Below are 23,663 nucleotides of genomic sequence, written 5' to 3' on the forward strand. Positions count from 1 at the left end.
GTCTTCGCAGGCGAACGGCTAGCCCATGGCTAGGTCGCGCGGCGATCCGTCGCGGCCGAAAATCGCAGGATACGGGCCTGGCGCTGCAGGATTTCGGCCCTGACCCGCAGGCTGAGCACCCAGACGTAATAACCCTTGGCCCCGAGCGCGGTGATCAGCAGGGGCCAGAGGATATCGGGATGGATCTTGGGCCCCTCCAGGGTCAGCACGCTGGCCGGCTGGTGCAGGGTGTTCCACCAATCGACCGAGAACTTGATGATCGGCAGGTTGACGGCGCCGACCAGGGCCAGAATGGCGGCGGCGCGGCCGGCGCGGCCGGGATCGTCGAAGGCTTCCCACAGGGCGATATAGCCGAGATAGAGGAAGAACAGGATCAGCATGGAGGTGAGCCGGGCATCCCAGACCCACCAGGTACCCCACATCGGCTTACCCCAGAGCGAGCCGGTGACCAGGCAGATCAGGGTGAAGGCCGCCCCTACCGGGGCCGAGGCCTTGGCCGCCAGTTCGGCCACCGGATGGCGCCAGACCAGCGCCACGGCCGAGGCCGTCGCCATGGCGGCGTAGACGAACATCGCCATCCATGCCGAGGGCACGTGGATATACATGATCCGCACCGTCTCGCCCTGCTGGTAATCCGGCGGCGAATACAAAAGACCCCAGCCCAGGCCGATGCCGAGGCCCAGTATCGCGATGCCAGCCGCCCAAGGGCGGATGGCACCCATCAGGCGCAGGAAACGGGCGGGGTTGGCAAGGGCATGCATGGGCGCTTTATAGGGCCGGGTTCACTCCAAGGCCAGCTTGATGGCGCCGGCGATGGCAAAGGGGCTGAGCGCCAGGCTGCCGGCCAGGAAGGCGCCCAGCAGCAGCAGATGCGGCGCGGGGGTGAGGCCGTAGGCGGCGGCCTCCACGGCACCGACGCCGAAGATCAGCACCGGTATGACTAACGGCAATGTGATCAGCGGCACCAGCACGGCACCGCGCCGGGCACCCAGGGTGAGCGCCGCACCGATGGCGCCGATCAGGCTCAGCGACGGGGTACCCAGCAACAGGGCCAGCAGCAGAACCGGCATGGCGGCGGCATCCATCTGCATCATCACCGCCAGCAGGGGCGCGATCACAGTTAGCGGCAGGCCGGTGGTGAGCCAGTGCGCCAGCGTCTTGGCCAGCGCGACGAGGCCAAGCGGCAGGGGTGTCTGCGCCAGCAGATCGAGGGTGCCGTCTTCCTGGTCGGTCTGGAACAGCCGGTCGAGTGAGAGCATCGCCGCCAGCAAAGCCGCCACCCAGATCACGCCGGCGGCGATGCGGGCCAGAATCTGCGGCTCGGGACCGACGCCCAGGGGAAACAGGCTGACCGCCAGCACGAAGAACAGCAAGGTGGTGAGCATGGCGCCCTGGGCGCCGAAGCCCACCCGCAGGTCGCGGCCGACGATGGCAAGGAAGGCCCTCGTCATGACTGGCGGCCTTCCGGCAGGTCGAGGCGGCGCGCATCGGGCAGCGGCACATCGACATGGCTGGCTAAAATCACCATGCCGCCGCGCGCCCGATGCGTGGCCAGCACGCCACCCAGCCAGGCCACGGCGGCGGTATCCAGCGCATTGGTCGGCTCGTCGAGCAGCCACAGATCGGCCGGCGCGATCAGCAGCCGGGCCAGCGCCAGGCGGCGCTTCTGCCCGGCCGACAGATAGCGCCCCGGCAGGCGGCGCTGACGCAACAGACCGGCGGCTTCAAGCGCCGCGACGGATTGCGCGTGCGCCTCCGCGCCATCAAGGCCCTGCAGGTGGGCCCAGAAAACCAGGTTGTCTTCGGTGCTGAGTTGCGGCTTCACGGCATCCTGGTGGCCGACATAGAACAGCCGGGCTTCCTCGTCCCGCTGCACCCGGCCGGCGGCGGCCGGCAGGAAGCCGGCCAGCAGGCGCAGCAGGCTGGATTTGCCGCTGCCGTTCGGGCCGCGCAGCAGCAGCGCCTCGCCGGCCGCGAGGCGGAAATTCACATCGGAGAAAAGCTGACGCTCGCCGCGGATGCAGACGAGCCGTTCGACCGCCAACGCCATGACGCGGCGGAGTTTAGCCTTTTCAGGTCTTTACTGACCAGAGTCTCACTGATAGGTGCGGAGATCGGCGATCACCTTGCCGTCATTGGGCAGGCTGCCCGTGGCCACCACCTCGACATGGCCGCGCAACTTGCACACGGACTGGAAACTCTCGGCAACCGCTTTCGCCAGCGCCGTGGCATCCACGGTCGAGACATGCCCCTTCGCCTCGATCTTCAGCACCACGGCGTCGAGGTTGTTCTCCGAACTGACCTCCAGCCGGGCGCGGGCGATCTCGGGATGGCGGGCCGCCACCTGGCCGATCTGGCCCGGCGTGACGAACATGCCTTTTACCTTGGTGGTCTGGTCGGCCCGGCCCATCCAGCCCTTGATGCGGGTGTTGGTGCGACCGCACGGACTGATGCCCGGCAGGATCGCGGAAAGGTCGCCGGTGGCGAAGCGGATCATGGGATAGACCGGATTGGCCAGCACGGTGACCACCACCTCGCCCACCTCGCCCGGCGCCACCGGATCGCCGGTACCCGGGCGCACGATCTCGACGATCACGTCCTCGTCCAGGATCATGCCTTCCATCGCCTTCGATTCATAGGCGATCAGGCCGAGTTCCGCCGTGCCATAGGATTGCAGCACCTCGGCACCCAGGCTTTTCAGCTCGGCGCGCAATGACGGCGGCAGGGCCTCGCCGCCGACCAGGCCTTTTGTCAGCGACGTAGCCGGCTTGCCGGATTCTTTCGCCTTCTCGAGCAGGATCTTCAGGAAGGACGGCGTGCCGCAATAGACACGCGGCTGCAACTGGATGATGGCATCAAGCTGCAGCTCGGTATTGCCGACGCCGGCGGGAAAGACCGGGCAGCCGATGGCATGGGCCGAACCTTCGGTCATGCGGCCGGCCGGCGTGAGGTGGTAGGAAAACGTGTTGTGCACCAGATCGCCGGGGCGGCAGCCCGCCGCCCACATGGCGCGGGCGAAGCGCCAGGGGTCCTTCATCTTCGCGGTCGGGCGGCCATAGGCTTCATACAGCGGCCCGGGCGACTGGAAGACATTGGCGATCTCGGACGGCTTGCCGGCCAGCAGGCCGCCCAGCGGCGGCATTGCCTTCTGACGCGGCGCCAGATCGGATTTGCGCGTCACAGGCAGCTTGGCTAGGGCCGCCAGCGAGGTGATCTTCGCCGGCTTCACGTCCTTCAGGATATCGCGGTAATAGGGGCTGGCCTTCTTGGCATGGGCGATCAGCGTCTGCAAAGCCGCGATCTGGCTTTTCAATCGCGCCGCCGGCGAGCGGATCTCGCGCTTGTCGAAATACTCGTCGGCGCGCACCTTCATTGTCTTGGTTACAGGCGCTTTCTTGGTTTTAGACGCCTTAACAGCCTTCGGCTTTCCCGACTTCGCTTTGCTCGCGCGCGTCACGGCATTCTCCTGCGATTCTCGACCCTGAGATCCCGATGCGATCAGGCCAGCCAGCGCTTGCGCCGGCGATAATGCTTCACGTCGCGGAAACTGCGTCGGCCACCGGCGCCGAGACCGAGATAGAATTCCTTCACGTCGGAATTCTCGCGCAATTTCTGAGCCTCGCCGTCCATCACGATGCGGCCGTTTTCCAGGATGTAGCCGTAATCGGCATAGCGCAGCGCCATGTTGGTGTTCTGCTCGGCCACCAGGAAGCTGACGCCGGTTTCCTTGTTCAGCTTGTGCACGATCTCAAAGATTTCCTCGACCAGCTGCGGCGCCAGCCCCATCGAGGGCTCGTCCAGCAGGATGGTGTCGGGTCGGCTCATCAGCGCGCGGCCAATCGCCGTCATCTGCTGCTCGCCGCCCGACGTATAGCCCGCCACCGACTTGCGGCGCACCTTCAGGCGCGGGAAATACGTGTAGACTTTCTCAAGGTCCTGAGCGATCGCCTTGCCGCCATCGGAGCGGGTGAAGGCGCCGGTCATCAGGTTCTCCTCGACGGTGAGATGGGCGAAGCAATGCCGCCCCTCCATCACCTGGATCAGGCCCTTCTTGACCAGGGCCGAAGGATTGAGCTGGTCGATCCGCTCGCCGTGATAGTCGATATGGCCCTTGGTGATGTCGCCGCGCTCGGCGCGCAGCAGATTGGAAATCGCCTTCAGCGTGGTGGTCTTGCCCGCGCCGTTGGCGCCGAGCAGGGCCACGATGCCGCCCTTGGGCAGTTGCAGCGACACGCCCTTCAGCACGAGGATCACGTGATTGTAGATCACCTCGATGTTGTTGACGGACAGCAGCGGCTGGGCGGCGATGTTCGCCTGGATATGCGTCTGGGCGGTCATGGATCGGGAATCCGTTCAGCGGAAGCAGCAAAGAAAATCCCCCGCCGGCGGTGCCGGCGGGGGAGTGTTGGCGTCTTACGACGGCTTGCAGACCCGCGAGGCGATGTTCTTCTCGCGGGCATAGGTCTCGGCATCGCGCAGATACAGCGGCCACAGCTTCTGGTTTTCCGGCAGGATCCAGTCGCTGGCCGGCTTCCACTGGTCGCCCTGCCACTGCACAACGAGGATCTTGCCGTCGCCCAGGTGGTTGTCGCAGGCCAGCTTCAGCGGCTGCAGGAAGCCCTTCAGGCCCAGCTTGGCGATCTTGTCGTCAGTCAGGTTGATGGCTTCGAAGCCGTCGCGCGACTGCTCGCCGTTCATCACCTTGCCCTTGCCGTGGATTTCCTGGGCGGAGCGCAGGGCCTCGACCGTCAGCATGGCGTTCATGGCGCCGCGCAGATAGCCGATTTCGCCGAAATGCTTGCCGCCGTTCGACGCCTTGCCCTTGTCGACGACATACTGCTTCATGTCCTTGAGCAGTTGCAGGTCCTTCGACGCGCCATGGAAGGTCAGGCCCTTGTAGCCCTTGGCCGCGGCGCCAGCAGCCTGCACGTCGCTGTCCTGGCTCGACCACCACACACCGATCATCTTCTCGCGCGGGAAGCCCACAGCCGCGGCTTCCTTGAGCGAAACGGCGTTCATCGCGCCCCAGCCCTGCAGGTAGACGTAGTCGGGCCGCATCTGGCGGATCTGCAGCCAGATCGACTTCTGCTCCAGGCCTGGTGCCGGCACCGGCACCAGCTCAAGCTGGAAGCCGAGTTCCTGGGCGTAGTTCTGGAAGACCGGGATCGGCTCCTTGCCATAGGCGATGTCGATATAGACGTAGGCAACCTTCTTGCCCTTCATCTTATCCTTGCCGCCCAGTTCCTTGGCGATGTACTGGATGCCGGCAGAGGCGCCGCCCCAGTAGGTGGCGGGTGCCGTGAACACCCAGGGGAAGATGTTGCCGACGGTGGCCGAGGCGCGGCCATAGCCCATCGAGAAGATCACCGACTTGTCGGTCGGGGCGCGGTCGATCAGGGCATAGGTGATGCCGGTGGAATACGGGCTGAAGATGGTCCCGCCCAGCGCCTTGAGACGCTCGTAGCATTCAACGCCGCGCTCGGTGTTGTACTGCGTCTCGCATTCCTCGTTGCGCAGCTTGACACCATTGACGCCGCCGTCGCGCTCGTTGACGAGGTTGATGTAATCGGCAAAGCCGTCGGCGACCGGAATGCCGCTCGGCGCGAACGGGCCGGTGCGGTACACCATCGATGGAATAATCTGTTCCTGGGCCAGCGCGACAGCAGCGCCGCCGGCCAAGGTCGCGCCCACGACAAGGGACGCAATCCACTTGGAAGCTTTCATCTCTTTCGTCCTCCCGGTTTTAACCCGCCTCTTTATGACGGGCGTTGCTGTTAAACTAGCATGCCGACAATGCGGTACAACACGGTTTCGGCGTGGATTGGCGCCTTTCCGCCCCTCTTAACCCTTCTTAATAGGGGAAGGGCCATATCCGCAGCTTTTCCTTGGTAATCTGCCAGAGTCGCGCCAGGCCATGCGGCTCCACGATCAGGAAGAACACGATCAGGGCGCCGAACACCATGAATTCAAGATGCGAAACCATGGCCGTGGAAAGGTCGAAGCCCAGGGCCGGCGGCACGCGGGTCAGGAAGATCGGCAGCAGCAGGATGAAGAAGGCGCCAAGGAAATTGCCCAGGATCGAGCCCAGCCCGCCGATGATCACCATGAACAGCACCTGGAACGACAGGTTGATGCCAAAGCCATCCGGTTCGGTCGAACCGAGATAGACGAACAGGTACAGCGCGCCGGCGATGCCGACATAGAATGAGGAAACGGCAAAGGCCGACAGCTTCGCCAGCACCGGGCGGATGCCGATGATCTCGGCCGCGATATCCATGTCGCGGATCGCCATCCACTGCCGCCCCGGATTGCTGCGCACCAGGTTTTTCGCCGCCAGCGTCAGGACTGCGATCAGCACCACCGCGAACAGGTACTTCTCCATCGGCGTGTTGATGGTCCACCCAAACAGCTCCAGCGGCGGCACGGTGATGACGCCCGAAGAATTGTAATTGGTCAGCCAGCCCCATTTGACGAACAGCCAGGGCAGGAAGAACTGCGCCGCCAGCGTCGCCACCGCAAGATAAAAGCCCTTGATGCGCATGGAGGGCAGGCCGAACACGATGCCAACCAGCGCCGTGATCAGGCCGGCCAGGACGAACACCACCAGCAGGTTCAGCTCCGGGAGCCGGACCGCCAGGTTCCAGGCCGAGACCGCGCCCACGCCCATGAACGCGCCGGTGCCGAGCGAGAGCTGGCCGCAATAGCCGGTCAGGATGTTGAGCCCAAGCGCCGCCAGGGAGAGGCAGAGGAAAGGGATCAGCAGCGCGGTGTAGATGTAGTCGGTCGCCACCATCGGCACCCCGACCAGCGCCAGCGCCATCAGGATGACGAAGAATACCCTGTCCTGCGGAATGGTGAAGATCGCCTGGTCGGCGCGGTAGCTGGTCTTGTACTGACCGGATTCGCGATAAAACATGGTCGTTCCCCTCGCCGCCGCTACACGCGTTCGATGATCTTTTCGCCGAACAGGCCCTGCGGCCGGATCAGCAGGAAGGCCAGCGCCACCACATAGGCAAACCAGTTCTCGATGCCGCCGCCGACCATCGGCCCGATATAGACCTCGGCCAGCTTCTCGCCGGCGCCGATGATCAGGCCGCCGATGATGGCGCCCGGAATGGAGGTGAAGCCGCCCAGGATGAGCACCGGCAGCGCCTTCAGCGCGAGGCTGACGATGGCCGGCTGCACGCCCAGCTTGGACCCCCACATCACGCCGGCCACCAGAGCGACAAGGCCGGCAATCGCCCAGACGATGATCCAGATCACGTTGAGCGGGATGCCAACCGACTGGGCGGCCTGATGGTCGTCGGCCACGGCGCGAAGCGCGCGGCCGATGCGGGTTTTCTGGAACACCACCAGGCTGGCCAGCAGGGTGCCGGCGACCAGGGCGGCCCACAGGTCGAAGGACTGGATCAGGATGTCGCCATCCATCAGGAAGATCGGGTCAGTCGGAATGCCCACATCAAGCTGGCGTACGTTGCTGCCCCAGATGGTCTGGCCGAAGCCGTCGAGGAAGAACGACACGCCGATGGTGGCCATGAACAGGATGATGCCCTCCTGGTTCACCAGGTGCCGCAGCACCAGACGCTCGATCGCGCCGGCCAGCAGCACCATCACGGCAACGGTGAGCAGCAGCGAGACGAGCATCGGCACGCCCAGCTCCATGAAGCCGACGAAGAACAGCCCGGCGAACAGCACCATCGCACCCTGGGCGAAATTGAAGACGCCCGACGCCTTGAAAATCAGCACGAAGCCGAGCGCGACCAGGGAATACATCACGCCGGCCATCAGGCCGCCGATCAGCACTTCTAAGAAGAACGCCATCCCGTGCCCCCTTAATGCTGTACGCCGAGATAGGCGTCGATAACCGCCTGGTTGTTCTTGACTTCGTCGGGCGAGCCGTCGCCGATCTTGCGTCCGTAATCCAGAACCACCACGCGGTCGGAAATGTCCATCACCACGCCCATGTCGTGCTCGATCAGGCAGATCGTGGTGCCGAATTCGTCATTCACATCCAGGATGAAACGGCACATGTCCTGTTTCTCTTCCAGATTCATGCCCGCCATCGGCTCGTCGAGCAGCAGCAGGGTGGGCTCGGCAGCCAGCGCACGCGCCAGCTCGACGCGCTTTTGCAGGCCATAGGGCAGGCGCCCGACCGGCACCTTGCGGATCGCCTGGATTTCCAGGAAGTCGATGATGCGTTCGCAAAATTCGCGATGCTCGATCTGCTCGCGCTCCGCCGGGCCCTTGTAGATCGCCGAGGAGAGCAGGCCCGCCTTCATCTTCAGCAGCCGGCCGGTCATGATGTTGTCCAGCGTCGACATGCCCTTGAACAGCGCGATGTTCTGGAAGGTGCGGGCGATGCCCTGGCTGGCTGCCTCGTGCGGGCGCATCTGCTTGCGGGTCTGGCCGCGGAAGGTGATGGTGCCCTGCTGCGGGTGATAGAAGCCGTTGATGCAGTTGAGCATCGACGACTTGCCGGCGCCGTTCGGGCCGATGATGGCCAGGATCTCGTGCTCGCGGATTTCAAAGCTGATGTCGGTCAGCGCCTTCACGCCGCCGAACGACAAGCTGATGTTATCGACCTTCAACAGGGTCGGGCCGATTGTCTTCTGTACGGTCATGGGATGTCAGCCCGCCTTGCGCATGGTGGCATAGGTTTCGGCAGAAGCGACCTTCAGGTTGGCCTTGAATGTGCCGGTGCGCCCGTCCTCGAAGGTGATCTTGGCTTCCACCGCGATGGAATCGCGATCCGAGTACAGTGCCTCGATCAGTTCGCCGTAACGATCGGCGATGATGCGGCGGCGCACCTTGCGGGTGCGGGTGAGCTCGCCGTCATCGGCATCCAGTTCCTTGTGCAGGATCAGGAAGCGCTGGATCTGGCTGGCGGCCATGCTGCTGTCCGACGACAGGTCGCGGTTCACCTTCTCGATGCAGCCCTTGATCAGGTCGTAGACTTCAGGCCGGCCCGCCAGATCGGAATACGAGGTATAGGCGATGCCGTTGCGCTCGGCCCAGGAGCCGACCGCGGCCAGGTCGATGTTGATGAAGGCCGCGGCATAGTCGCGCTTGTCGCCGAAGGCCACCGCCTCCTTGATGTGGGGAAAGAATTTCAGCTTGTTCTCGACGTATTTCGGCGCGAACAGCGAGCCGTCGTTCAGCCGGCCGACATCCTTGGCGCGATCGATGATGCGCAGATGGCCGCCGTCTGTGAACACGCCGGCATCGCCGGTATGCACCCAGCCTTCCGGCGTCTTTGTTTCTGCCGTGGCCTCGTCGTTCTTGTAATAGCCGACGAACACGCCGGGGCTGCGATACAGCACCTCGCCGCTGGTCGGGTCGATCTTCAGCTCCACGCCCGGCGCCGGGGGACCGACGGTGTCGGGATGCACATCGGTATCGGTATGCATGCACAGATAGACCGTGCATTCGGTCTGGCCGTAAAGCTGCTTGAGATTGATGCCCAGCGCACGGAAAAAGTCGAAGATGTCGGGGCCGATCGCCTCGCCGGCGGTATAGGCGAGCCGCAGGCGCGACACGCCCAGCACATTCTTGAGCGGCCCATAGACCAGCAGGTCGCCAAGCGCATAGAGCAGCCGGTCGACCAGCGACACCGACTTGCGTTCGAGAATGGCGCGACCGACCCGCTTGGCCACGCCGATGAAGTAGTGGAACATGCCGCGCTTGATGGCGCTGGCATCCTCCATGCGGATCATCACCGTGGTGAGCAGGTTCTCGAAGATGCGCGGCGGGGCGAAGAAATAGGTCGGCCCCACCTCGCGCAGGTCCTGCAGCACGGTATCGGCCGATTCCGGGCAGTTCACGCAGAAGCCGGCGATGGCCGCCTCGGCATAGGAAATGAAATTGTCGCCCACCCAGGCGATCGGCAGATAGGCCAGGATCTCGTCGTTTTCGTTGATCTTGTCGAAATTGATCGCCAGGTTGGCCGAGCGGACCACATTGTCGTGGCTGAGCATCACGCCCTTGGGCCGTCCGGTGGTGCCGGAGGTATAGCAGATCAGCGAGATATCGCTGCCCCGGCCTTTGGCCATTTCCTCATCGAAGAAATGCGGATGCGTGCGGCCATGGGCATCGCCCCCGGCCATCACCTTTTCAAGGTCGCACAGGTAGGGCTGATCGTAATGCCGCATGCCGCGCGGATCGCTGAAGATGATCATTTCCAGCTTCGGCAGCCGATCCCTGATCGACAGCAGCTTGTCCACCTGCTCCTGGTTCTCGGCCAAGGCAAAACGGGCCTCGGCATGGTCGATGACGTACTGCACCTCATCGGCCACGCTGTCCTGGTAGATCGGCACCGGAATGCCGCCCAGGGCCTGGGTGGCGGCCAAAGCCCAGTACAGTTCGGGCCGGTTGTCGCCGATGATGGCCAGCTTGTCGCCCCGCCGGAAACCCATGGCCGCCAGGCCGCAGGCAAGCTGGCGCACCTTGCCGGCAACCTCGCCCCAGGTCCAGCTCTGCCAGATGCCGAGATCCTTTTCGCGCATGGCCGGGCGGTCGCGGCGATGCTGCGCGTTATAGGCGATGAATTTCGGGATAGTATCGCGTCCCAACGGGTCGCGCCCGTCAGGCATTGCCGACGTCTCGGACATATGTGGCCTCCTCATACGCGGCGCAGCCTGTGGCCATGCCGTCGTTATTGTCTCGTTGATAAGCGTACGGACAGTAGGCCGTCAAGGGGTGGCTGAAGACGGCGCTGAGCATGCGTCGCATTGCCTAAATTTCGACCCAAGTTGAAGTTTCCTCCAGCCGAAAGAGCTTGGCAAACCCATGATTTTGCGGCACCTATTTGCGGCATCCGCTGCGGGTTTTCCGCCCGCTTTACCAGCCTTTCCCTCTTTACGTTCCGTAACGAAAGGATCGCCCCGTGAAAGCCGCGAAGAAGACCCAGCGCAAGGCCGCCAAGGCGCGCAAAAGCCCCGCGAAGGCCAAAGCCAAAAAGGTCGCCAAAAAAGCCGCAAAAGCCGCGAAATCCGCACGTCGGGCCGTGAAGACGGCAAAGAAGGCCGTGGCCCGCAAGGCCGCGAAGAAGGCTGCCAAGACGAAGGTTGCCAAGAAAAAGGCGGCGGTCCGCAAGCCCGCGGCAAAGTCCGTGAAGAAAGCCGTGAAGAAGACGGCCCCCGTCGCCAAGGTCAAAGGCGCCGGCGCCGCCCGTGCCGTTCCCATCGTGGTCGGCCAGGATACCCTGAAGACCCGCCGCACCCTGAAGGTCGGCAACAAGACCTACGCCTATTACAGCATCAAGGCAGCCGAGAAGGCCGGCCTGGGCGACCTGTCGCGCCTGCCCTATTCGCTGAAGGTGCTGCTGGAAAACCTGCTGCGCTATGAAGACGGCCGCAGCGTCAGCGTCGACGACCTGAAGGCCGTGGCCCAGTGGCTGAAGGACAAGCGTTCAGACCGCGAGATCGCCTATCGCCCGGCCCGCGTGCTGATGCAGGACTTCACCGGCGTGCCCGCCGTGGTCGACCTTGCCGCCATGCGCGATGCCATGACCAAACTTGGCGGTGACACCAAGAAGATCAACCCGCTCTCGCCGGTCGACCTCGTCATCGACCATTCGGTGATGGTGGACTACTCGGCCGCCAAGTCGGCCTTCCAGAAGAACGTCGACCTGGAATACGAACGCAACGGTGAGCGGTATGCCTTCCTGCGTTGGGGCCAGACCGCGTTCGACAATTTCCGCGTCGTGCCGCCGGGCACCGGCATCTGCCATCAGGTGAACGTTGAATACCTGGCCCAGACCGTGTGGACCGGCATGGACGGCAAGACCGAGGTGGCCTATCCCGACACCCTGGTCGGCACCGACAGCCATACCACCATGGTGAACGGCCTGGCCGTGCTGGGCTGGGGCGTGGGCGGCATCGAGGCCGAAGCTGCCATGCTGGGCCAGCCGATCTCCATGCTTCTGCCTGAAGTGGTTGGCTTCCGCCTGTCGGGCAAGCCCAAGGAAGGCACCACGGCCACCGATCTGGTGCTGACGGTGACGCAGATGCTGCGCAAGAAGGGCGTGGTGAACAAGTTCGTCGAATTCTATGGCCCCGGCCTGGACGAACTGTCGCTGGCCGACCGCTGCACCATCGCCAACATGGCCCCGGAATACGGCGCCACCTGCGGTTTCTTCCCGGTCGATGCCGAGACGATTGCCTATCTGAAGGCATCGGGCCGCGACCCGCAGCGCATCAAGCTGGTGGAAGCCTATGCCAAGGCTCAAGGGCTGTGGCGCACGCCGAAGGCGCCCGAGCCGGTCTTCACCGACACGCTGGAACTCGACCTGTCGACCGTCGAGCCCTCGCTGGCCGGCCCGACCCGCCCCGAGGGCCGCGTGCCGCTGAGCCGCGCCGCGACCGAGTTCAAGGACGCGATGGGCAACTTCTACGGCAAGAAGACCGCGCTGGACTTCCGCGCCAAGGTGGAGAAGGCCAATTTCGACCTTGGCCATGGCGACGTGGTGATCGCCGCGATCACCTCGTGCACCAACACCTCCAACCCCAGCGTGCTGCTGGGCGCCGGCCTGTTGGCCCGCAACGCCCTGAAGAAGGGCCTGAAGACCAAGCCGTGGGTGAAGACATCGCTGGCGCCGGGCAGCCAGGTGGTGAGCGACTATCTGGCCAAGTCGGGCCTGCAGAAATCGCTGGATGCCCTGGGCTTCCAGGTGGTGGGCTATGGCTGCACCACCTGCATCGGCAATTCGGGCCCGCTGCCCGACAACATCTCGAAGGCGATCACCGACAACGACTTCGTAGTCGGCGCGGTGCTGTCGGGCAACCGCAACTTCGAGGGCCGCGTCCACCCGCTGACCAAGGCGAACTACCTCGCCTCGCCGATGCTGGTGGTGGCCTATGCGCTGGCCGGCAACCTGGGCATCGACGTCACCACCCAGCCGCTGGGCCATGACGCCAAGGGCAAGCCGGTCTACCTGAAGGACATCTGGCCCTCCAACAAGGAGATCGCGGCCACCGTGCGCAAGTACGTGACGCCGGCGATGTTCAAGAAGCGCTATGCCGATGTGTTCAAGGGCGACCCGCTGTGGCGCAAGATCAAGGTCGGCACCGGCCAGACCTATGGCTGGGACAAGAAGTCGACCTACGTGCAGCATCCCCCGTATTTCGAGGGCATGAGCACCACGCCGGCACCGATCACCGATGTGAAGGGCGCACGCGTGCTGGCGATCCTGGGCGACAAGATCACCACCGACCACATCTCGCCCGCCGGCTCGATCAAGAAGGACGGCCCGGCCGGCAAGTACCTGACCGACCATGGCGTCGCCTATGCCGACTTCAACTCCTACGGTGCCCGTCGCGGCAACCACGAGGTGATGATGCGCGGCACCTTCGCCAACATCCGCCTCAAGAACGAGATGGTGCCGGGCGCCGAAGGCGGCATCACCAAGCACATGCCCGATGGCGAGGTGATGTCGATCTACGACGCCGCGATGAAATACAAGGCCAGCAGCACCCCGCTGGTGATCGTGGCCGGTAAGGAATACGGCAACGGCTCGTCGCGCGACTGGGCGGCCAAGGGCACCATCCTGCTGGGCGTGAAGGCCGTGATCGCGGAAAGCTACGAGCGCATCCACCGTTCGAACCTGGTCGGCATGGGCATCCTGCCGCTGCAGTTCCTGAACGGCATGACCCGCTTCGACCTGAAGCTGGACGGCTCGGAGAAGTTCGACATCTCGGGCATCGCCACCGGCCTGAAGCCGCGCATGAAGACGCCGGTGACCATCACCCGCGCCGACGGCACGACCCAGACCGTGGAGGTGCTGTGCCGCATCGATACGCTGGACGAGATCGACTACTACAAGAACGGCGGCATCCTGCATTACGTGCTGCGCAACCTGGCCAAGGCCGCGTAAGCGAAACCGTCATTCCGCAGACACGAAAACGGCCGGGGCAACCCCGGCCGTTTTTGTTTTTCAGGCTTTGGTTTTATACATATCCGATGCCCTCCGCCGAACAGACCGTCATCGACATCATCGCCGCCGATCCCTGGGCCATGGATATCCTGTGGGTGGCACGCAAGCTTAGCCTGCCCGACTGGGCCATCGGAGCCGGCTTCGTGCGCAGCCTGGTCTGGGACCGGCTCTGCGGCTTCACGCAGCGCACGCCGCTCAACGATATCGATATCGTCTATTTCGATGCGGCCAATACGGGCCGTGAGGTCGAAAATGCCGCCGAGGCCCGGCTGACGGCCGATCGGATCAGCCAGGTCTGGTCGGTGCGCAACATGGCACGCATGCATATCAAGAACCGTGAGCCCGCCTATCGCGACACTGCGCATGCCATCAGCCAGTGGCTGGAAACGCCCACCGCCATCGGAATCAGCCTGACGGCGGATGACCAACTGCGCCTGGTCGCACCGCATGGCGTGGAGGATCTGCTGGCCGGCCGGGTCAGACCGACGCCGAACGGCCAGCGAAAGATCAAGGAATATCGTGCGCGGGTCGCGCAGAAGAACTGGCCTTTGCGCTGGCCCCGCGTGCAGGTCGAAGGACTGGCGTGAGCGGCCTTACCTGAGCTCGATCAGTTCGACATCGAAGATCAGCGTGGCATTCGGCGGGATCACGCCGCCGCCCGCACCGGCCGCGCCATAGCCAAGCTGCGGCGGGATCACCAGCGTGCGATGGCCGCCGGTCTTCATGCCGGCCACACCCTCGTCCCAGCCCTTGATCACCCGGCCGGCGCCAAGCGGAAAGGCAAAAGGCTGGCCGCGATCGCGCGAGGAGTCGAACTTGCGCCCCTTCTGGCCAGCCTCCATCAGCCAGCCGGTGTAATGCACCACGGCGGTCTGGCCGCGGCGGGCGGTTTCGCCGTTGCCGGGTTTGACCTCGGTATAGCGCAGGCCCGAGGCCGTGACCTGCTCCTGGGCCAGAACCGACGTTGCAAGCGGCAGGACGGCCAAGGACAAGCCGGTCAGCACGGCGGCAGCGAAAGCTCGACGGGACGAAAACATTCTGAAGGCTCCGGATAGACATAACGACACGGCGAAGCCTGCCGCCGGAATGCGGCGACAGCAAGGCCGAGGGAACGCCCGCTTAGCGGACGCCGACCAGCTCGATCTCGAAGAACAGCGTGGCGTTGGGCGGAATGATGCGGCCGTTGCCCTTGGCACCATAGGCCAGGTAGGGCGGGATCAGCAGGGCACGCTTGCCCCCCACCTTCATGTAGGAGACGCCTTCGTCCCAGCCCTTGATCACCTTGCCCTGGCCAAGCTGGAACTCGAAGGGCTGCCCACGCTTGTAGGAGGAATCGAACATCCGGGTCGGCTTGTTGTTTTCCCAGATCCAGCCGGCGTAATGCACGGTGACCATCTTCCCCGGTTCGGCCTTGTCGCCGGTTCCGACGACAATATCCCCTGACCGCATGCCAGACGGGGTCTGACGCAGGTTGACGGCTTCCTGTTTGCCCCCGATGCCGATGGCACCGAGTATCGATGAGAGCACTCCCATGTGGATAACCATAGCAAGCAATCCGGCCGCTGCCCATAGTTGTCGGGCGGGTTCCGGGGTAGACCGGCGGGCGAATCGGCTCCTGACGCGGAATTTACCCGGCCTGCGGGTGGGCTCGGGCTCGGAATGACCTCAGCCGGCCGGAAGGGGCAGCGGCTGCGGGCGCCCCCCGTCCCTGGAATCGGGCTGGAATTCGCCCTCTGATTCGCCGGTTTCATGGCCTTCCTCGCCGAGCGGAAGCAGGAAGGAGCCCAGGTTTTCCCGCAGTTCGGCCCAGCGCAGGATCTCCAGCCGGCCATCGGCATGCTCGACCAGCGCGGTACAGCTTTCCACCCAGTCGCCGTCATTGCAGTACAGGATGCCGTCGATCTCGCGGATTTCGGCATGGTGGATATGGCCGCAGACCACCCCGTCGACATGGCGGCGGCGGGCCTCCTCGGCGATGGCCTGTTCGTAATCGGAGATGAACTCGACCGCGTTCTTGACCTTGTGTTTCAGATAGGCCGACAGCGACCAGTAGGGCAGGCCCATGCGGCGGCGCAGGTGGTTGAACCAGGTGTTCAGCCCCAGGGCGAAGCCATAGGCGGCATCGCCCAGCAGAGCCAGCCATTTCGCGCAGGTGACGATACCGTCGAAATGGTCGCCATGGGTGACCAGGAACCTGCGCCCGTCAGCGGTTTCGTGGATCGCCTCCATCTGCACCGTGATGCCGCCGAACTGCAGGCCGCTATCCTCGATGAAGTCGCGCAGCGCCTCGTCATGGTTGCCCGGCACGTAGATCACGTTGGCGCCCTTGCGCGCCTTGCGCAGCAGTTTCTGCACCACGTCGTTCTGGCTCTGGTTCCAGTACCAGGAACGCTTCAGCCGCCAGCCGTCGACGATGTCGCCGACCAGATAGATCGTGTCGGCCTCGGTGTATTTCAGGAATTCCAGTAGCAGGTCGGCCTTGCAGCCGCGCGTGCCCAGATGGATGTCGGAGATCCATATGGTGCGGTAGCGGGCGGGACGGAGCGCCATGTTCATCGGTCACCTGCTTCCGCCGGCGCCAACGTCGAATCGCTGCGACGGCAAATTCTTGGCCGGGAAGATGAATCCCGGCCCGGAACTTGTCCCGTGAAATTTCCATGACCCACATGACGGAACGGTGACAGTACCCCGGCGCGATGGACGGCAATGAAGATGGGCCGCAACGAAAAAGGGCCTGCCGTGAGGCAGGCCCTGGATCGATGGCGTCCTTTGGGACGGATCAGATCGCTTCCTTCAGCACCTTGGAGGCGCGGAAGGCAACCTTCTTGGAAGCCTTGATCTTGATCGGCTCGCCGGTCTGCGGATTGCGGCCCATGCGGGCGGCACGCTTGCGGACCTGCAGGATGCCGAGGTCGCCGAGGCGAACGCGCTCGCCCTTCTTCAGCGACTTGGTCACGGCGGTGAAGAATTCCTCGAACAGACCGGCAGTGGCCTTCTTCTGAAGCTCATGCTTCTCGGCCAGCGCGGTGGCGATCTGCTTCGCGGTCACGGTAACCGTCTTGGTGGCGGCCGCTTTAGCCATGGTCTCTCTCCTCAGAAAAGATGCGTCAGATGCTGTTATGAACGAATCGGGAGTTGGTTCCCGAATCCTCCATAGCACCGCGCCGGCCTCTTGCCCATCGGGGAAAGCGCAAAAATCCGCTAGACATGCGGTTTTTTGGCATCCGGATCGAATCGGAGCCGCAAAACATGCGGGTTTATCGCATCCGCGCCCGTCAGCAGGCCGACTTCAGGCGCGCCCGGCGCGGACTTTCGCCGCGATCGCGAAGCTCAGCACGGCCAGCAGGCCGCTGCCCAGCATGGTCCAGATCATCGGATACTGGGTCGGATCGTGATCCTGGCCGTAGCCAACCAGCACGGCCGCGCCGGCCCCGACCAGCATCTGCAGGGCGCCCGACAGACCGGCGGCCGCGCCGGCGGCGCGAGGATTGACCGATACCGCGCCCGCCGTGCCGTTGGGCAGGGTGAGGCCGTTCGACAGGGCCACCACCGCCATGGGGAGGAACAGGCCCGGCAATGTCAGCAGGCCGAGCCACCCGGTGGTGGCGAGCGCCAGAATGCCCAGCAGGCCGATCAGCGCCCCGATGCCGATCATGCGATCCACGCCCAGCCGCACGGCATAGCGGCCGGTGAAGAAGTTGCCGGTGAGATATCCTGCCGAAACGGCGATGAACCACAGTCCGTAAGCCGAGGGCGGCAGCCCCATCACCGTCACCACCACGAACGGCGCGCCAGCAATGAAGGCGAAAAACACCCCCGAGGTGAAGGCCGTCTGCAGGGCATAGCCGCAAAAGGCGGGCGAGCGCAGCAGGCCGGCATAGCTGCGCAGCATCGGGCCGATTCCCTCGCCAAGCCCAGGTTCGGCGAGGGTTTCCGGCAGGGTCAGCAGCACCGCGGCAAGCACGATGGCGCCTGCCAGGACGCAGAAGGCAAAGCTGGCGCGCCAGCCGAGCAGGGTGTCGAGATAGCCACCCAGCGCCGGCGAGAACATCGGGGCCAGCGACATCGCCATGGTGACGTAGCCAATCATTGCGGCCGAGCGGTCGCGGTCGTAGAGATCGCGGATGATGGCGCGTCCCAGCACCAGTCCGGCGCAGCCACCGATCGCCTGCAGGCCGCGGCCGAGCATCAGAAATTCGATCGAAGGCGCCAACGTGCAGACCAGGCTGCCCAGGCAGAAGATCGCCAGGCCCCAGAGCAGCACCGGGCGGCGGCCATAACGGTCGCTCAAGGGGCCATAGACCAGCTGCGCCACGCTGAGGCCGATCAGGTAGATCGTCAGGGTCAATTGCACCAGGCCGTAATCGACCTGGAAATGCCGGGCCAGGCCAGGCATCGATGGCATGAAAATATTGAGCGCCATCGGACCGATCGCCGACATGGCGACCAGAATCACGACGGATGGCGGGCGGCGGCGAGATTCGGACAGGGCGAGTACCGGATGGCTGGTCATGCCCGGTTCGAGGCCGGGCGTGAAGGATCGGGCGAGACAAGCAATCCTATAGCTCTAATCCGGCCACGGACCAACCCGCGATGCAGGGATCAGGCGCAGGATGAGAGCGACGTGCAACGCGAAAGCATCTGCATGTCTGCGATGCCTGAAACGGAAACCTGATTGTCGGGGAGAATTGGCTGGGGGACTAGGATTCGAACCTAGACAACCAGAGTCAGAGTCTGGGGTCCTACCGTTAGACGATCCCCCAGCAGGGATCGGGTGCGGGGTATAGCCCGTCCGCCAGTGCTTTGCAACCCCTGCTCTTCGCCGGCCTTAGCGCCTGAAAATACTGATGATTTCCAGATGCGGCGACCAGCGGAACTGGTCGATCGGCACCGCCTTTTCCAGCCGCCAGCCGGCATCGGCGAGCGTGCGGGCGTCGCGGGCGAAACTGGAGGGATCGCAGGCAGCCATCACCACGATCCCGGGCGCCGCGCCGGCCGCCGCCGCCGCCAGGGCAAGCTGCTGCGCCTGGGCCTTGGCGCCGGCGCGCGGCGGATCGAGCAGCACGGCATCGAGTTTTTTAAGTTCGGCCGGCGTGAGCGGCTGGCGCTCCAGGTCGCGCGCCTGCGCCGTCAACCGTCCGGCCAGGCCGGCCGTTTTCACCGCCGCCTGCAGGGCGGCTATGGCGGGCCGGTCGGCATCGGCGGCCAGCACGGTCTTGCCGGCTTCGGCGAGTCGCAGCGCAAATGCACCGCAGCCAGAAAAGAGGTCGGCGACGCGTTTCGCGTCCCTCAATGCATCCAGCGCAAAATCGGCCATCGCCTGCTCGGCCTCGACTGTCGCCTGCAAAAAGCCACCCGGCGGCAGGATCACGCCGCGCGTGCCGAAACGCACCAGCGGCTGAGCCTCGCCCTGATACAGCAATTCCGGTTCGCTGCGCGGATCGAAACGCCAGCTCAGGCGGGCCAGGCCAATGCTTTTCGCAGCCCTGCTGAGGGCAATGCGTTCCTGCACGCGCATCTTCAGCTTGCCGGTGATCAGGGCGTCCAGTCCGGTTTCGGTGTCGGTGAGCTTGAGGTCGACAGCCCAGCCATCGCCCAGCACCTCGATCAATGCGCCGCGCAGGGCCGGCAAGGGCGCCAGCAGCGCAGGCCGCAGCACGGTGCAGTCTTCCAGATCGACGATCTTGCGGCTGGCCGCCTCGTGAAAGCCCAGCAGCACGCGGTCCTTCACGCGCCGCAGGATGAATTCGGCGCGGCGGCGCGAATTTGCCGGCACGGTGACCAGATCGGCGACAGGCGGCTGCTCAAAGCCGCGCCGGGCCAGCGCCGCCGCCAGCTTGTCGCGCTTCCAGGCGTTATAGGGAGCTTCCGCCCAATGCTGCAGGGCACAACCGCCGCAGGCCTGGAAATGCCGGCAGGGCGGCTCGACGCGATCAGGTCCTTCCGCTTCCAGCACACTGACATGGGCGGCATAGCCATCGCCGCGTTCCTCGCCCACCTTCGCCGCGACGCGGTCGCCCGGCACCGTGAAGGGCACGTAATAGCGGATGCCGTCATGGGTCAGCACGCCATGGCCCTGCCCGCCCATCCGCTCGATCACGCCTTCCACGTCACGCATCGCGCTTCCCATCAATGTCTTTCTCAGCCGCGATCAGGAATTCGCGATTGCCCTCCGGTCCCAGGATCGGACTCGGCTCGATGCCGATCACGCGCCAGCCCGGCAGGGCATCCCACCAGTCGCGGATGCGGACACAGACTTCCTCGTGCAGGGCCAGATCGCGCACCACGCCGCCCTTGCCCACGCGCTCGCGGCCGACCTCGAATTGCGGCTTGATCAGCGCCACCGCCCAGGCCCCCGGCCGGGCCAGCGCCAGCGCCGCCGGCAGCACGATCTGCAGGCCGATGAAACTGGCATCGCAGACCACGCAATCGATAGGATCGGGAACCAGCGCGGCATTCAGATGGCGCGCGTTGGTTTTTTCCAGAACCACCACGCGCGGATCGTTGCGCAGCTTCCAGTCCAGTTGTCCCTCGCCGACATCCACGGCGTAGACCTTGGCGGCGCCATGCTGCAGCAGCACGTCGGTGAAGCCGCCGGTGGAAGCGCCGACATCGATGCAGATGCGGTCCTGCGGGCTCAAAGCGAAATGCCCTATCGCATGCGCCAGCTTCACGCCGCCGCGGCTGACCCAGGGATGCGGCTTGCCGCGCAGTTCCAGCGGAACATCGGCCGCGACGGCCTGCCCCGGCTTGTCCAGCCGTTTCTCGCCCGAGAAGACCAGCCCGGCCATGATGGCGGCCTGCGCCTTGGCCCGGCTTTCCGCCAGGCCGCGCTCGACCAGCGCCTGGTCAAGGCGGATCTTGGCGGGCTTCATGACGGACCTGCTTTATGCGCGAACGGAAAGGCCGGAGCGGCCAAGCGCAGACAGCGCCATGGCAACGATCTGCGGCGCGTTCAGCCCCGCCGCGTCATACTGTTTCGCCGGCGTATCGTGGTCGATGAAGATGTCGGGCAGCACCATCGGCCGCACCTTCAGGCCGTGATCCAGCAGGCCGTCATGGCTGAGGAACTGCAGCACATGGCTGCCGAAGCCGCCGACCGAGCCTTCCTCGATGGTGATCAGCACTTCATGGTGGCGGGCAAGCTGGCGCACCAGGTCGGTATCGAGCGGTTTGCAGAAACGCGCATCGGCCACGGTGGTCGGCAGGCCGCGCGCCGCCAGATCGTCGGCGGCCTTCATGGCCTCGGCCAGGCGCGCACCGAAAGAAAGGATCGCGATCGAACTGCCTTCGCGCAGGGTGCGGCCCCTGCCCAGCGGCAGGATCGAACCGCGACCCGGCAGGGTGAGGCCAAGTCCCTCGCCGCGCGGATAACGGAAGGCCGACGGGCGGTCGTCCAGCGCTGCCGCCGTGGCCACCATGTGCATCAGTTCCGCCTCGTCGGCAGCGGCCATCAGCACCATGTCGGGCAGGCAGCCGAGATAGGCGATATCGAAGCTGCCGGCATGGGTCGCCCCATCGGCGCCGACCAGGCCTGCGCGGTCGATGGCAAAGCGCACCGGCAGCTTCTGAATCGCCACATCATGCACCACCTGGTCGTAGGCACGCTGCAGGAAGGTGGAGTAGATCGCCGCAAACGGCTTGAAGCCCTCGCAGGCCAGGCCGGCCGCGAAGGTGACGGCGTGCTGCTCGGCGATGCCGACATCGAAACAGCGGTCGGGAAAGCGCTTGGCAAACAGGTCGAGCCCGGTGCCCGAGGGCATGGCGGCCGTCACGGCGACGATCTTGTCATCGCGTTCGGCCTCGGCGATCAGGCTCTGGGCGAATACCTTGGTATAGCTGGGCGGGCCGGCCTTGGGCTTGGCCTGGGCGCCGGTGACGACATCGAATTTCGACACGCCATGATACTTGTCGTCAGCCGCCTCGGCCGGGCCGTAGCCCTTGCCCTTTTGCGTCACGGCATGGATCAGAACCGGGCCGGTATTGCCGTTGTCGCGGATGTTCTTCAGTACCGGCACGAGATGCTCGAGATTATGCCCATCCACCGGGCCGACGTAATAGAAGCCCAATTCCTCGAACAGCGTGCCGCCGGTGACCATGCCGCGCGCATATTCCTCGGCCTTCTCGGCCGCCGTCGCCAGGCTCTTGGGCAGGATCTTGTGGCCAAGCTGCTTGGCAAGCTGGCGCAGGCCCATATAGGAGCGCGAAGACAGCAGCCGCGACAGATAGGCGCTCATGGCGCCGACCGGCGGCGCAATCGACATGTCGTTGTCGTTCAGGATCACGATCAGGCGCGAGTCCATCGACCCGGCATTGTTCATGGCCTCGTATGCCATGCCGGCCGACATCGCGCCATCGCCGATCACGGCAATGACGTTGTTGCTGCCGCCCTTGAGGTCGCGGCCCACCGCCATGCCGAGGCCGGCTGAAATCGAGGTGGAGGAATGCGCGGCGCCGAAGGGATCGTATTCGCTTTCCGAGCGGCGGGTGAAACCCGACAGGCCGCCGCCCTGGCGCAGGGTGCGGATGCGGTCGCGCCGACCGGTGAGGATCTTGTGCGGATAGGCCTGGTGGCCGACATCCCAGATCAGCCTGTCCTCGGGCGTGGCGAAGACGTGATGCACAGCCACGGTCAGCTCGACCACGCCGAGGCCCGCACCGAGATGACCGCCGGTCACCGAGACGGCATCGATCATCTCGCGGCGTACCTCGTCGGCGAGTTGCTTGAGCTGGTCGATGTCGAACTGCCGGATGTCGGCCGGCGTGCGCACGGTATCCAGCAGGGGAGTGCGGTTGCTGATCATTGCTGATCCGATTGTGTCACGAGCGGCGGGTTATAACAAACTCGGCCAGCTCCTGTAAAACCGCGGCGGCCGGCCCGAAACGGGACAGACGGTCGCAGGCCGAATTGGTTAACGCCCGGGCCTTGGCCCTGGCGCCCTCCGGCCCCAGCAGGCCAACGAACGTGGCCTTGCCGGCGCCGGCATCCTTGCCCACCGCCTTGCCCATCTCGGCGACGGAACCCTCATGATCCAGGATGTCGTCGGCGATCTGGAAAGCCAGCCCCAGATCGGCGGCATAATCGCGCAGAACGGCCCGGTCTTCCACGCCGGCCCGCCCCAGGATCGCCCCGGATTCGGCGGCATAGGCGATCAGAGCCCCGGTCTTGAGCGCCTGCAGATGGGCGATCTCCGCATAATCCAGCGGCCGTCCGGCCGCCGTGCGGATCTCGGCCGCCAGGTCGATGGCCTGGCCGCCCACCATGCCGCGCGGTCCGGCCGCCCGGGCCAGCCCCAGCGCCAGTTCAGCACGGATGCCGGCATCTTCATGGGTGGCCGGATCGGCCAGGATTTCAAACGCCAGGGCCTGCAGCCCGTCGCCGGCCAGCACGGCGGCAGCCTCATCGAAAGCCTTGTGGACGGTGGGTTTGCCGCGGCGCAGGTCGTCGTTGTCCATGCAGGGCAGATCGTCATGGATCAGCGAATAGGCATGCAGCATCTCGATGGCCGCCGCCACCCGCAGGCTGCCCTGGCGCGGCGCGCCGAACAGGTCGCCGCCCGCCACCGCCAGCAAGGCGCGCAGGCGCTTGCCGCCGCCCAGCGCGGCATAGCGCATGGCTTCGTCCAGCCTTGCAGTTGGACCGGCGGGCCTGGGAAGCAGGCGGTCAAGCTCGGCCTCGACGGCGGCCGCCACCTCCCGCATGGCCGTCGCAAGCGACGGCTGCCCGGTCATG

At 65.0% G+C, this 23,663-nt stretch carries 21 protein-coding genes and 1 tRNA gene; 2 read left to right on the plus strand and 20 right to left on the minus strand.

The features are described 5' to 3' along the window. Nucleotides 1-29 precede the first annotated feature (29 nt). The 10 genes from ACK4FK_RS17050 to ACK4FK_RS17095 all read right to left on the minus strand — a co-directional run bounded on the left by ACK4FK_RS17050 (nt 30) and on the right by ACK4FK_RS17095 (nt 10,607). Entirely contained in the window at nt 30-761 is a 732-nt protein-coding gene (locus tag ACK4FK_RS17050; RefSeq protein ID WP_409746381.1) for a heme ABC transporter permease, read from the minus strand. A 21-nt stretch (nt 762-782) separates the two neighbouring features. Beyond that, complete coding sequence (gene ccmB, locus ACK4FK_RS17055) at nt 783-1,451, minus strand: heme exporter protein CcmB (RefSeq protein WP_409746382.1); 669 nt, start codon at nt 1,449-1,451, stop codon at nt 783-785. Further along, nucleotides 1,448-2,050 (minus strand): heme ABC exporter ATP-binding protein CcmA, encoded by a 603-nt coding sequence (ccmA, locus tag ACK4FK_RS17060; RefSeq protein ID WP_409746383.1) that lies wholly within the window; start codon nt 2,048-2,050, stop codon nt 1,448-1,450. The genes ccmB and ccmA overlap by 4 nt, the downstream gene beginning before the upstream one ends. Before the next feature lie 45 nt (nt 2,051-2,095). Further along, complete coding sequence (locus ACK4FK_RS17065) at nt 2,096-3,457, minus strand: phenylacetate--CoA ligase family protein (RefSeq protein WP_409746384.1); 1,362 nt, start codon at nt 3,455-3,457, stop codon at nt 2,096-2,098. A 41-nt stretch (nt 3,458-3,498) separates the two neighbouring features. Beyond that, nucleotides 3,499-4,338 carry an ABC transporter ATP-binding protein gene (locus ACK4FK_RS17070; RefSeq protein WP_409746385.1) on the minus strand — a complete coding sequence of 280 codons (840 nt, stop codon included), beginning with the start codon at nt 4,336-4,338 and terminating at the stop codon, nt 3,499-3,501. A 75-nt stretch (nt 4,339-4,413) separates the two neighbouring features. Beyond that, a complete protein-coding gene (locus ACK4FK_RS17075; protein ID WP_409746386.1) occupies nt 4,414-5,724 on the minus strand; it encodes an ABC transporter substrate-binding protein in 1,311 nt (436 codons plus the stop codon). A 127-nt stretch (nt 5,725-5,851) separates the two neighbouring features. Then, entirely contained in the window at nt 5,852-6,916 is a 1,065-nt protein-coding gene (locus ACK4FK_RS17080; protein ID WP_409746387.1) for a branched-chain amino acid ABC transporter permease, read from the minus strand. Between the two features lie 20 nt (nt 6,917-6,936). Then, a complete protein-coding gene (locus ACK4FK_RS17085) occupies nt 6,937-7,821 on the minus strand; it encodes a branched-chain amino acid ABC transporter permease (RefSeq protein ID WP_409746388.1) in 885 nt (294 codons plus the stop codon). A gap of 11 nt (nt 7,822-7,832) precedes the next feature. Next, nucleotides 7,833-8,621, minus strand: coding sequence for an ABC transporter ATP-binding protein (locus ACK4FK_RS17090; RefSeq protein WP_409746389.1), 789 nt, complete (start codon nt 8,619-8,621; stop codon nt 7,833-7,835). A gap of 6 nt (nt 8,622-8,627) precedes the next feature. Next, on the minus strand, nt 8,628-10,607 hold the full coding sequence (locus tag ACK4FK_RS17095; protein ID WP_409746391.1) for an AMP-binding protein: 1,980 nt from the start codon (nt 10,605-10,607) through the stop codon (nt 8,628-8,630). 575 nt (nt 10,608-11,182) lie between these two features. Here ACK4FK_RS17095 and acnA point away from each other — a divergent pair. Both acnA and ACK4FK_RS17105 read left to right on the plus strand, forming a co-directional pair. Then, the gene (acnA, locus tag ACK4FK_RS17100; RefSeq protein ID WP_409746606.1) at nt 11,183-13,870 is read left to right on the plus strand and encodes an aconitate hydratase AcnA; all 2,688 of its coding nucleotides are present in this window, start codon (nt 11,183-11,185) and stop codon (nt 13,868-13,870) included. 86 nt (nt 13,871-13,956) lie between these two features. Continuing rightward, nucleotides 13,957-14,517, plus strand: coding sequence for a nucleotidyltransferase family protein (locus tag ACK4FK_RS17105; protein ID WP_409746393.1), 561 nt, complete (start codon nt 13,957-13,959; stop codon nt 14,515-14,517). Between the two features lie 6 nt (nt 14,518-14,523). Here the strand turns inward: ACK4FK_RS17105 and ACK4FK_RS17110 are convergent, their stop codons facing one another. The 10 genes from ACK4FK_RS17110 to ACK4FK_RS17155 all read right to left on the minus strand — a co-directional run bounded on the left by ACK4FK_RS17110 (nt 14,524) and on the right by ACK4FK_RS17155 (nt 23,662). Next, on the minus strand, nt 14,524-14,967 hold the full coding sequence (locus tag ACK4FK_RS17110) for an FKBP-type peptidyl-prolyl cis-trans isomerase (protein ID WP_409746395.1): 444 nt from the start codon (nt 14,965-14,967) through the stop codon (nt 14,524-14,526). 82 nt (nt 14,968-15,049) lie between these two features. Next, entirely contained in the window at nt 15,050-15,463 is a 414-nt protein-coding gene (locus ACK4FK_RS17115; RefSeq protein ID WP_409746397.1) for an FKBP-type peptidyl-prolyl cis-trans isomerase, read from the minus strand. A gap of 132 nt (nt 15,464-15,595) precedes the next feature. Then, nucleotides 15,596-16,480, minus strand: coding sequence for a UDP-2,3-diacylglucosamine diphosphatase (locus ACK4FK_RS17120; protein WP_409746399.1), 885 nt, complete (start codon nt 16,478-16,480; stop codon nt 15,596-15,598). 229 nt (nt 16,481-16,709) lie between these two features. Next, nucleotides 16,710-17,012: an HU family DNA-binding protein gene (locus ACK4FK_RS17125; protein WP_409746401.1), complete on the minus strand. Its 303-nt coding sequence runs from the start codon at nt 17,010-17,012 to the stop codon at nt 16,710-16,712. Nucleotides 17,013-17,219: 207 nt separating this feature from the next. Further along, nucleotides 17,220-18,443: a multidrug effflux MFS transporter gene (locus ACK4FK_RS17130; RefSeq protein ID WP_409746403.1), complete on the minus strand. Its 1,224-nt coding sequence runs from the start codon at nt 18,441-18,443 to the stop codon at nt 17,220-17,222. A 176-nt stretch (nt 18,444-18,619) separates the two neighbouring features. Beyond that, nucleotides 18,620-18,693: transfer RNA gene (locus tag ACK4FK_RS17135), tRNA-Gln, on the minus strand. Nucleotides 18,694-18,758: 65 nt separating this feature from the next. After that, nucleotides 18,759-20,048 carry a class I SAM-dependent RNA methyltransferase gene (locus tag ACK4FK_RS17140; RefSeq protein WP_409746405.1) on the minus strand — a complete coding sequence of 430 codons (1,290 nt, stop codon included), beginning with the start codon at nt 20,046-20,048 and terminating at the stop codon, nt 18,759-18,761. Beyond that, a complete protein-coding gene (locus tag ACK4FK_RS17145; protein ID WP_409746407.1) occupies nt 20,041-20,805 on the minus strand; it encodes a TlyA family RNA methyltransferase in 765 nt (254 codons plus the stop codon). The genes ACK4FK_RS17140 and ACK4FK_RS17145 overlap by 8 nt, the downstream gene beginning before the upstream one ends. A gap of 12 nt (nt 20,806-20,817) precedes the next feature. Beyond that, nucleotides 20,818-22,734 carry a 1-deoxy-D-xylulose-5-phosphate synthase gene (gene dxs / locus ACK4FK_RS17150; protein WP_409746409.1) on the minus strand — a complete coding sequence of 639 codons (1,917 nt, stop codon included), beginning with the start codon at nt 22,732-22,734 and terminating at the stop codon, nt 20,818-20,820. A gap of 16 nt (nt 22,735-22,750) precedes the next feature. Beyond that, nucleotides 22,751-23,662, minus strand: coding sequence for a polyprenyl synthetase family protein (locus ACK4FK_RS17155; RefSeq protein WP_409746411.1), 912 nt, complete (start codon nt 23,660-23,662; stop codon nt 22,751-22,753). Nucleotide 23,663: the final 1 nt, after the last annotated feature.

Source organism: Ferrovibrio sp., assembly GCF_046297895.1.
Taxonomy (GTDB): domain Bacteria; phylum Pseudomonadota; class Alphaproteobacteria; order Ferrovibrionales; family Ferrovibrionaceae; genus Ferrovibrio.

Bases quoted from the DNA above. Each gene is read 5' to 3' on its own strand.
- ACK4FK_RS17090 (WP_409746389.1), bottom strand. From the start codon at position 8,621: ATGACCGTACAGAAGACAATCGGCCCGACCCTGTTGAAGGTCGATAAC.
- ACK4FK_RS17095 (WP_409746391.1), bottom strand. From the start codon at position 10,607: ATGTCCGAGACGTCGGCAATGCCTGACGGGCGCGACCCGTTGGGACGC.
- ACK4FK_RS17115 (WP_409746397.1), bottom strand. From the start codon at position 15,463: ATGGGAGTGCTCTCATCGATACTCGGTGCCATCGGCATCGGGGGCAAA.
- ACK4FK_RS17105 (WP_409746393.1), top strand. From the start codon at position 13,957: ATGCCCTCCGCCGAACAGACCGTCATCGACATCATCGCCGCCGATCCC.
- ccmB (WP_409746382.1), bottom strand. From the start codon at position 1,451: ATGACGAGGGCCTTCCTTGCCATCGTCGGCCGCGACCTGCGGGTGGGC.
- ACK4FK_RS17080 (WP_409746387.1), bottom strand. From the start codon at position 6,916: ATGTTTTATCGCGAATCCGGTCAGTACAAGACCAGCTACCGCGCCGAC.
- ACK4FK_RS17140 (WP_409746405.1), bottom strand. From the start codon at position 20,048: ATGCGTGACGTGGAAGGCGTGATCGAGCGGATGGGCGGGCAGGGCCAT.
- ACK4FK_RS17125 (WP_409746401.1), bottom strand. From the start codon at position 17,012: ATGGCTAAAGCGGCCGCCACCAAGACGGTTACCGTGACCGCGAAGCAG.
- ccmA (WP_409746383.1), bottom strand. From the start codon at position 2,050: ATGGCGTTGGCGGTCGAACGGCTCGTCTGCATCCGCGGCGAGCGTCAG.
- ACK4FK_RS17050 (WP_409746381.1), bottom strand. From the start codon at position 761: ATGCATGCCCTTGCCAACCCCGCCCGTTTCCTGCGCCTGATGGGTGCC.
- ACK4FK_RS17145 (WP_409746407.1), bottom strand. From the start codon at position 20,805: ATGAAGCCCGCCAAGATCCGCCTTGACCAGGCGCTGGTCGAGCGCGGC.
- ACK4FK_RS17110 (WP_409746395.1), bottom strand. From the start codon at position 14,967: ATGTTTTCGTCCCGTCGAGCTTTCGCTGCCGCCGTGCTGACCGGCTTG.
- ACK4FK_RS17130 (WP_409746403.1), bottom strand. From the start codon at position 18,443: ATGACCAGCCATCCGGTACTCGCCCTGTCCGAATCTCGCCGCCGCCCG.
- ACK4FK_RS17085 (WP_409746388.1), bottom strand. From the start codon at position 7,821: ATGGCGTTCTTCTTAGAAGTGCTGATCGGCGGCCTGATGGCCGGCGTG.
- ACK4FK_RS17070 (WP_409746385.1), bottom strand. From the start codon at position 4,338: ATGACCGCCCAGACGCATATCCAGGCGAACATCGCCGCCCAGCCGCTG.
- ACK4FK_RS17155 (WP_409746411.1), bottom strand. From the start codon at position 23,662: ATGACCGGGCAGCCGTCGCTTGCGACGGCCATGCGGGAGGTGGCGGCC.
- ACK4FK_RS17075 (WP_409746386.1), bottom strand. From the start codon at position 5,724: ATGAAAGCTTCCAAGTGGATTGCGTCCCTTGTCGTGGGCGCGACCTTG.
- dxs (WP_409746409.1), bottom strand. From the start codon at position 22,734: ATGATCAGCAACCGCACTCCCCTGCTGGATACCGTGCGCACGCCGGCC.
- ACK4FK_RS17120 (WP_409746399.1), bottom strand. From the start codon at position 16,480: ATGGCGCTCCGTCCCGCCCGCTACCGCACCATATGGATCTCCGACATC.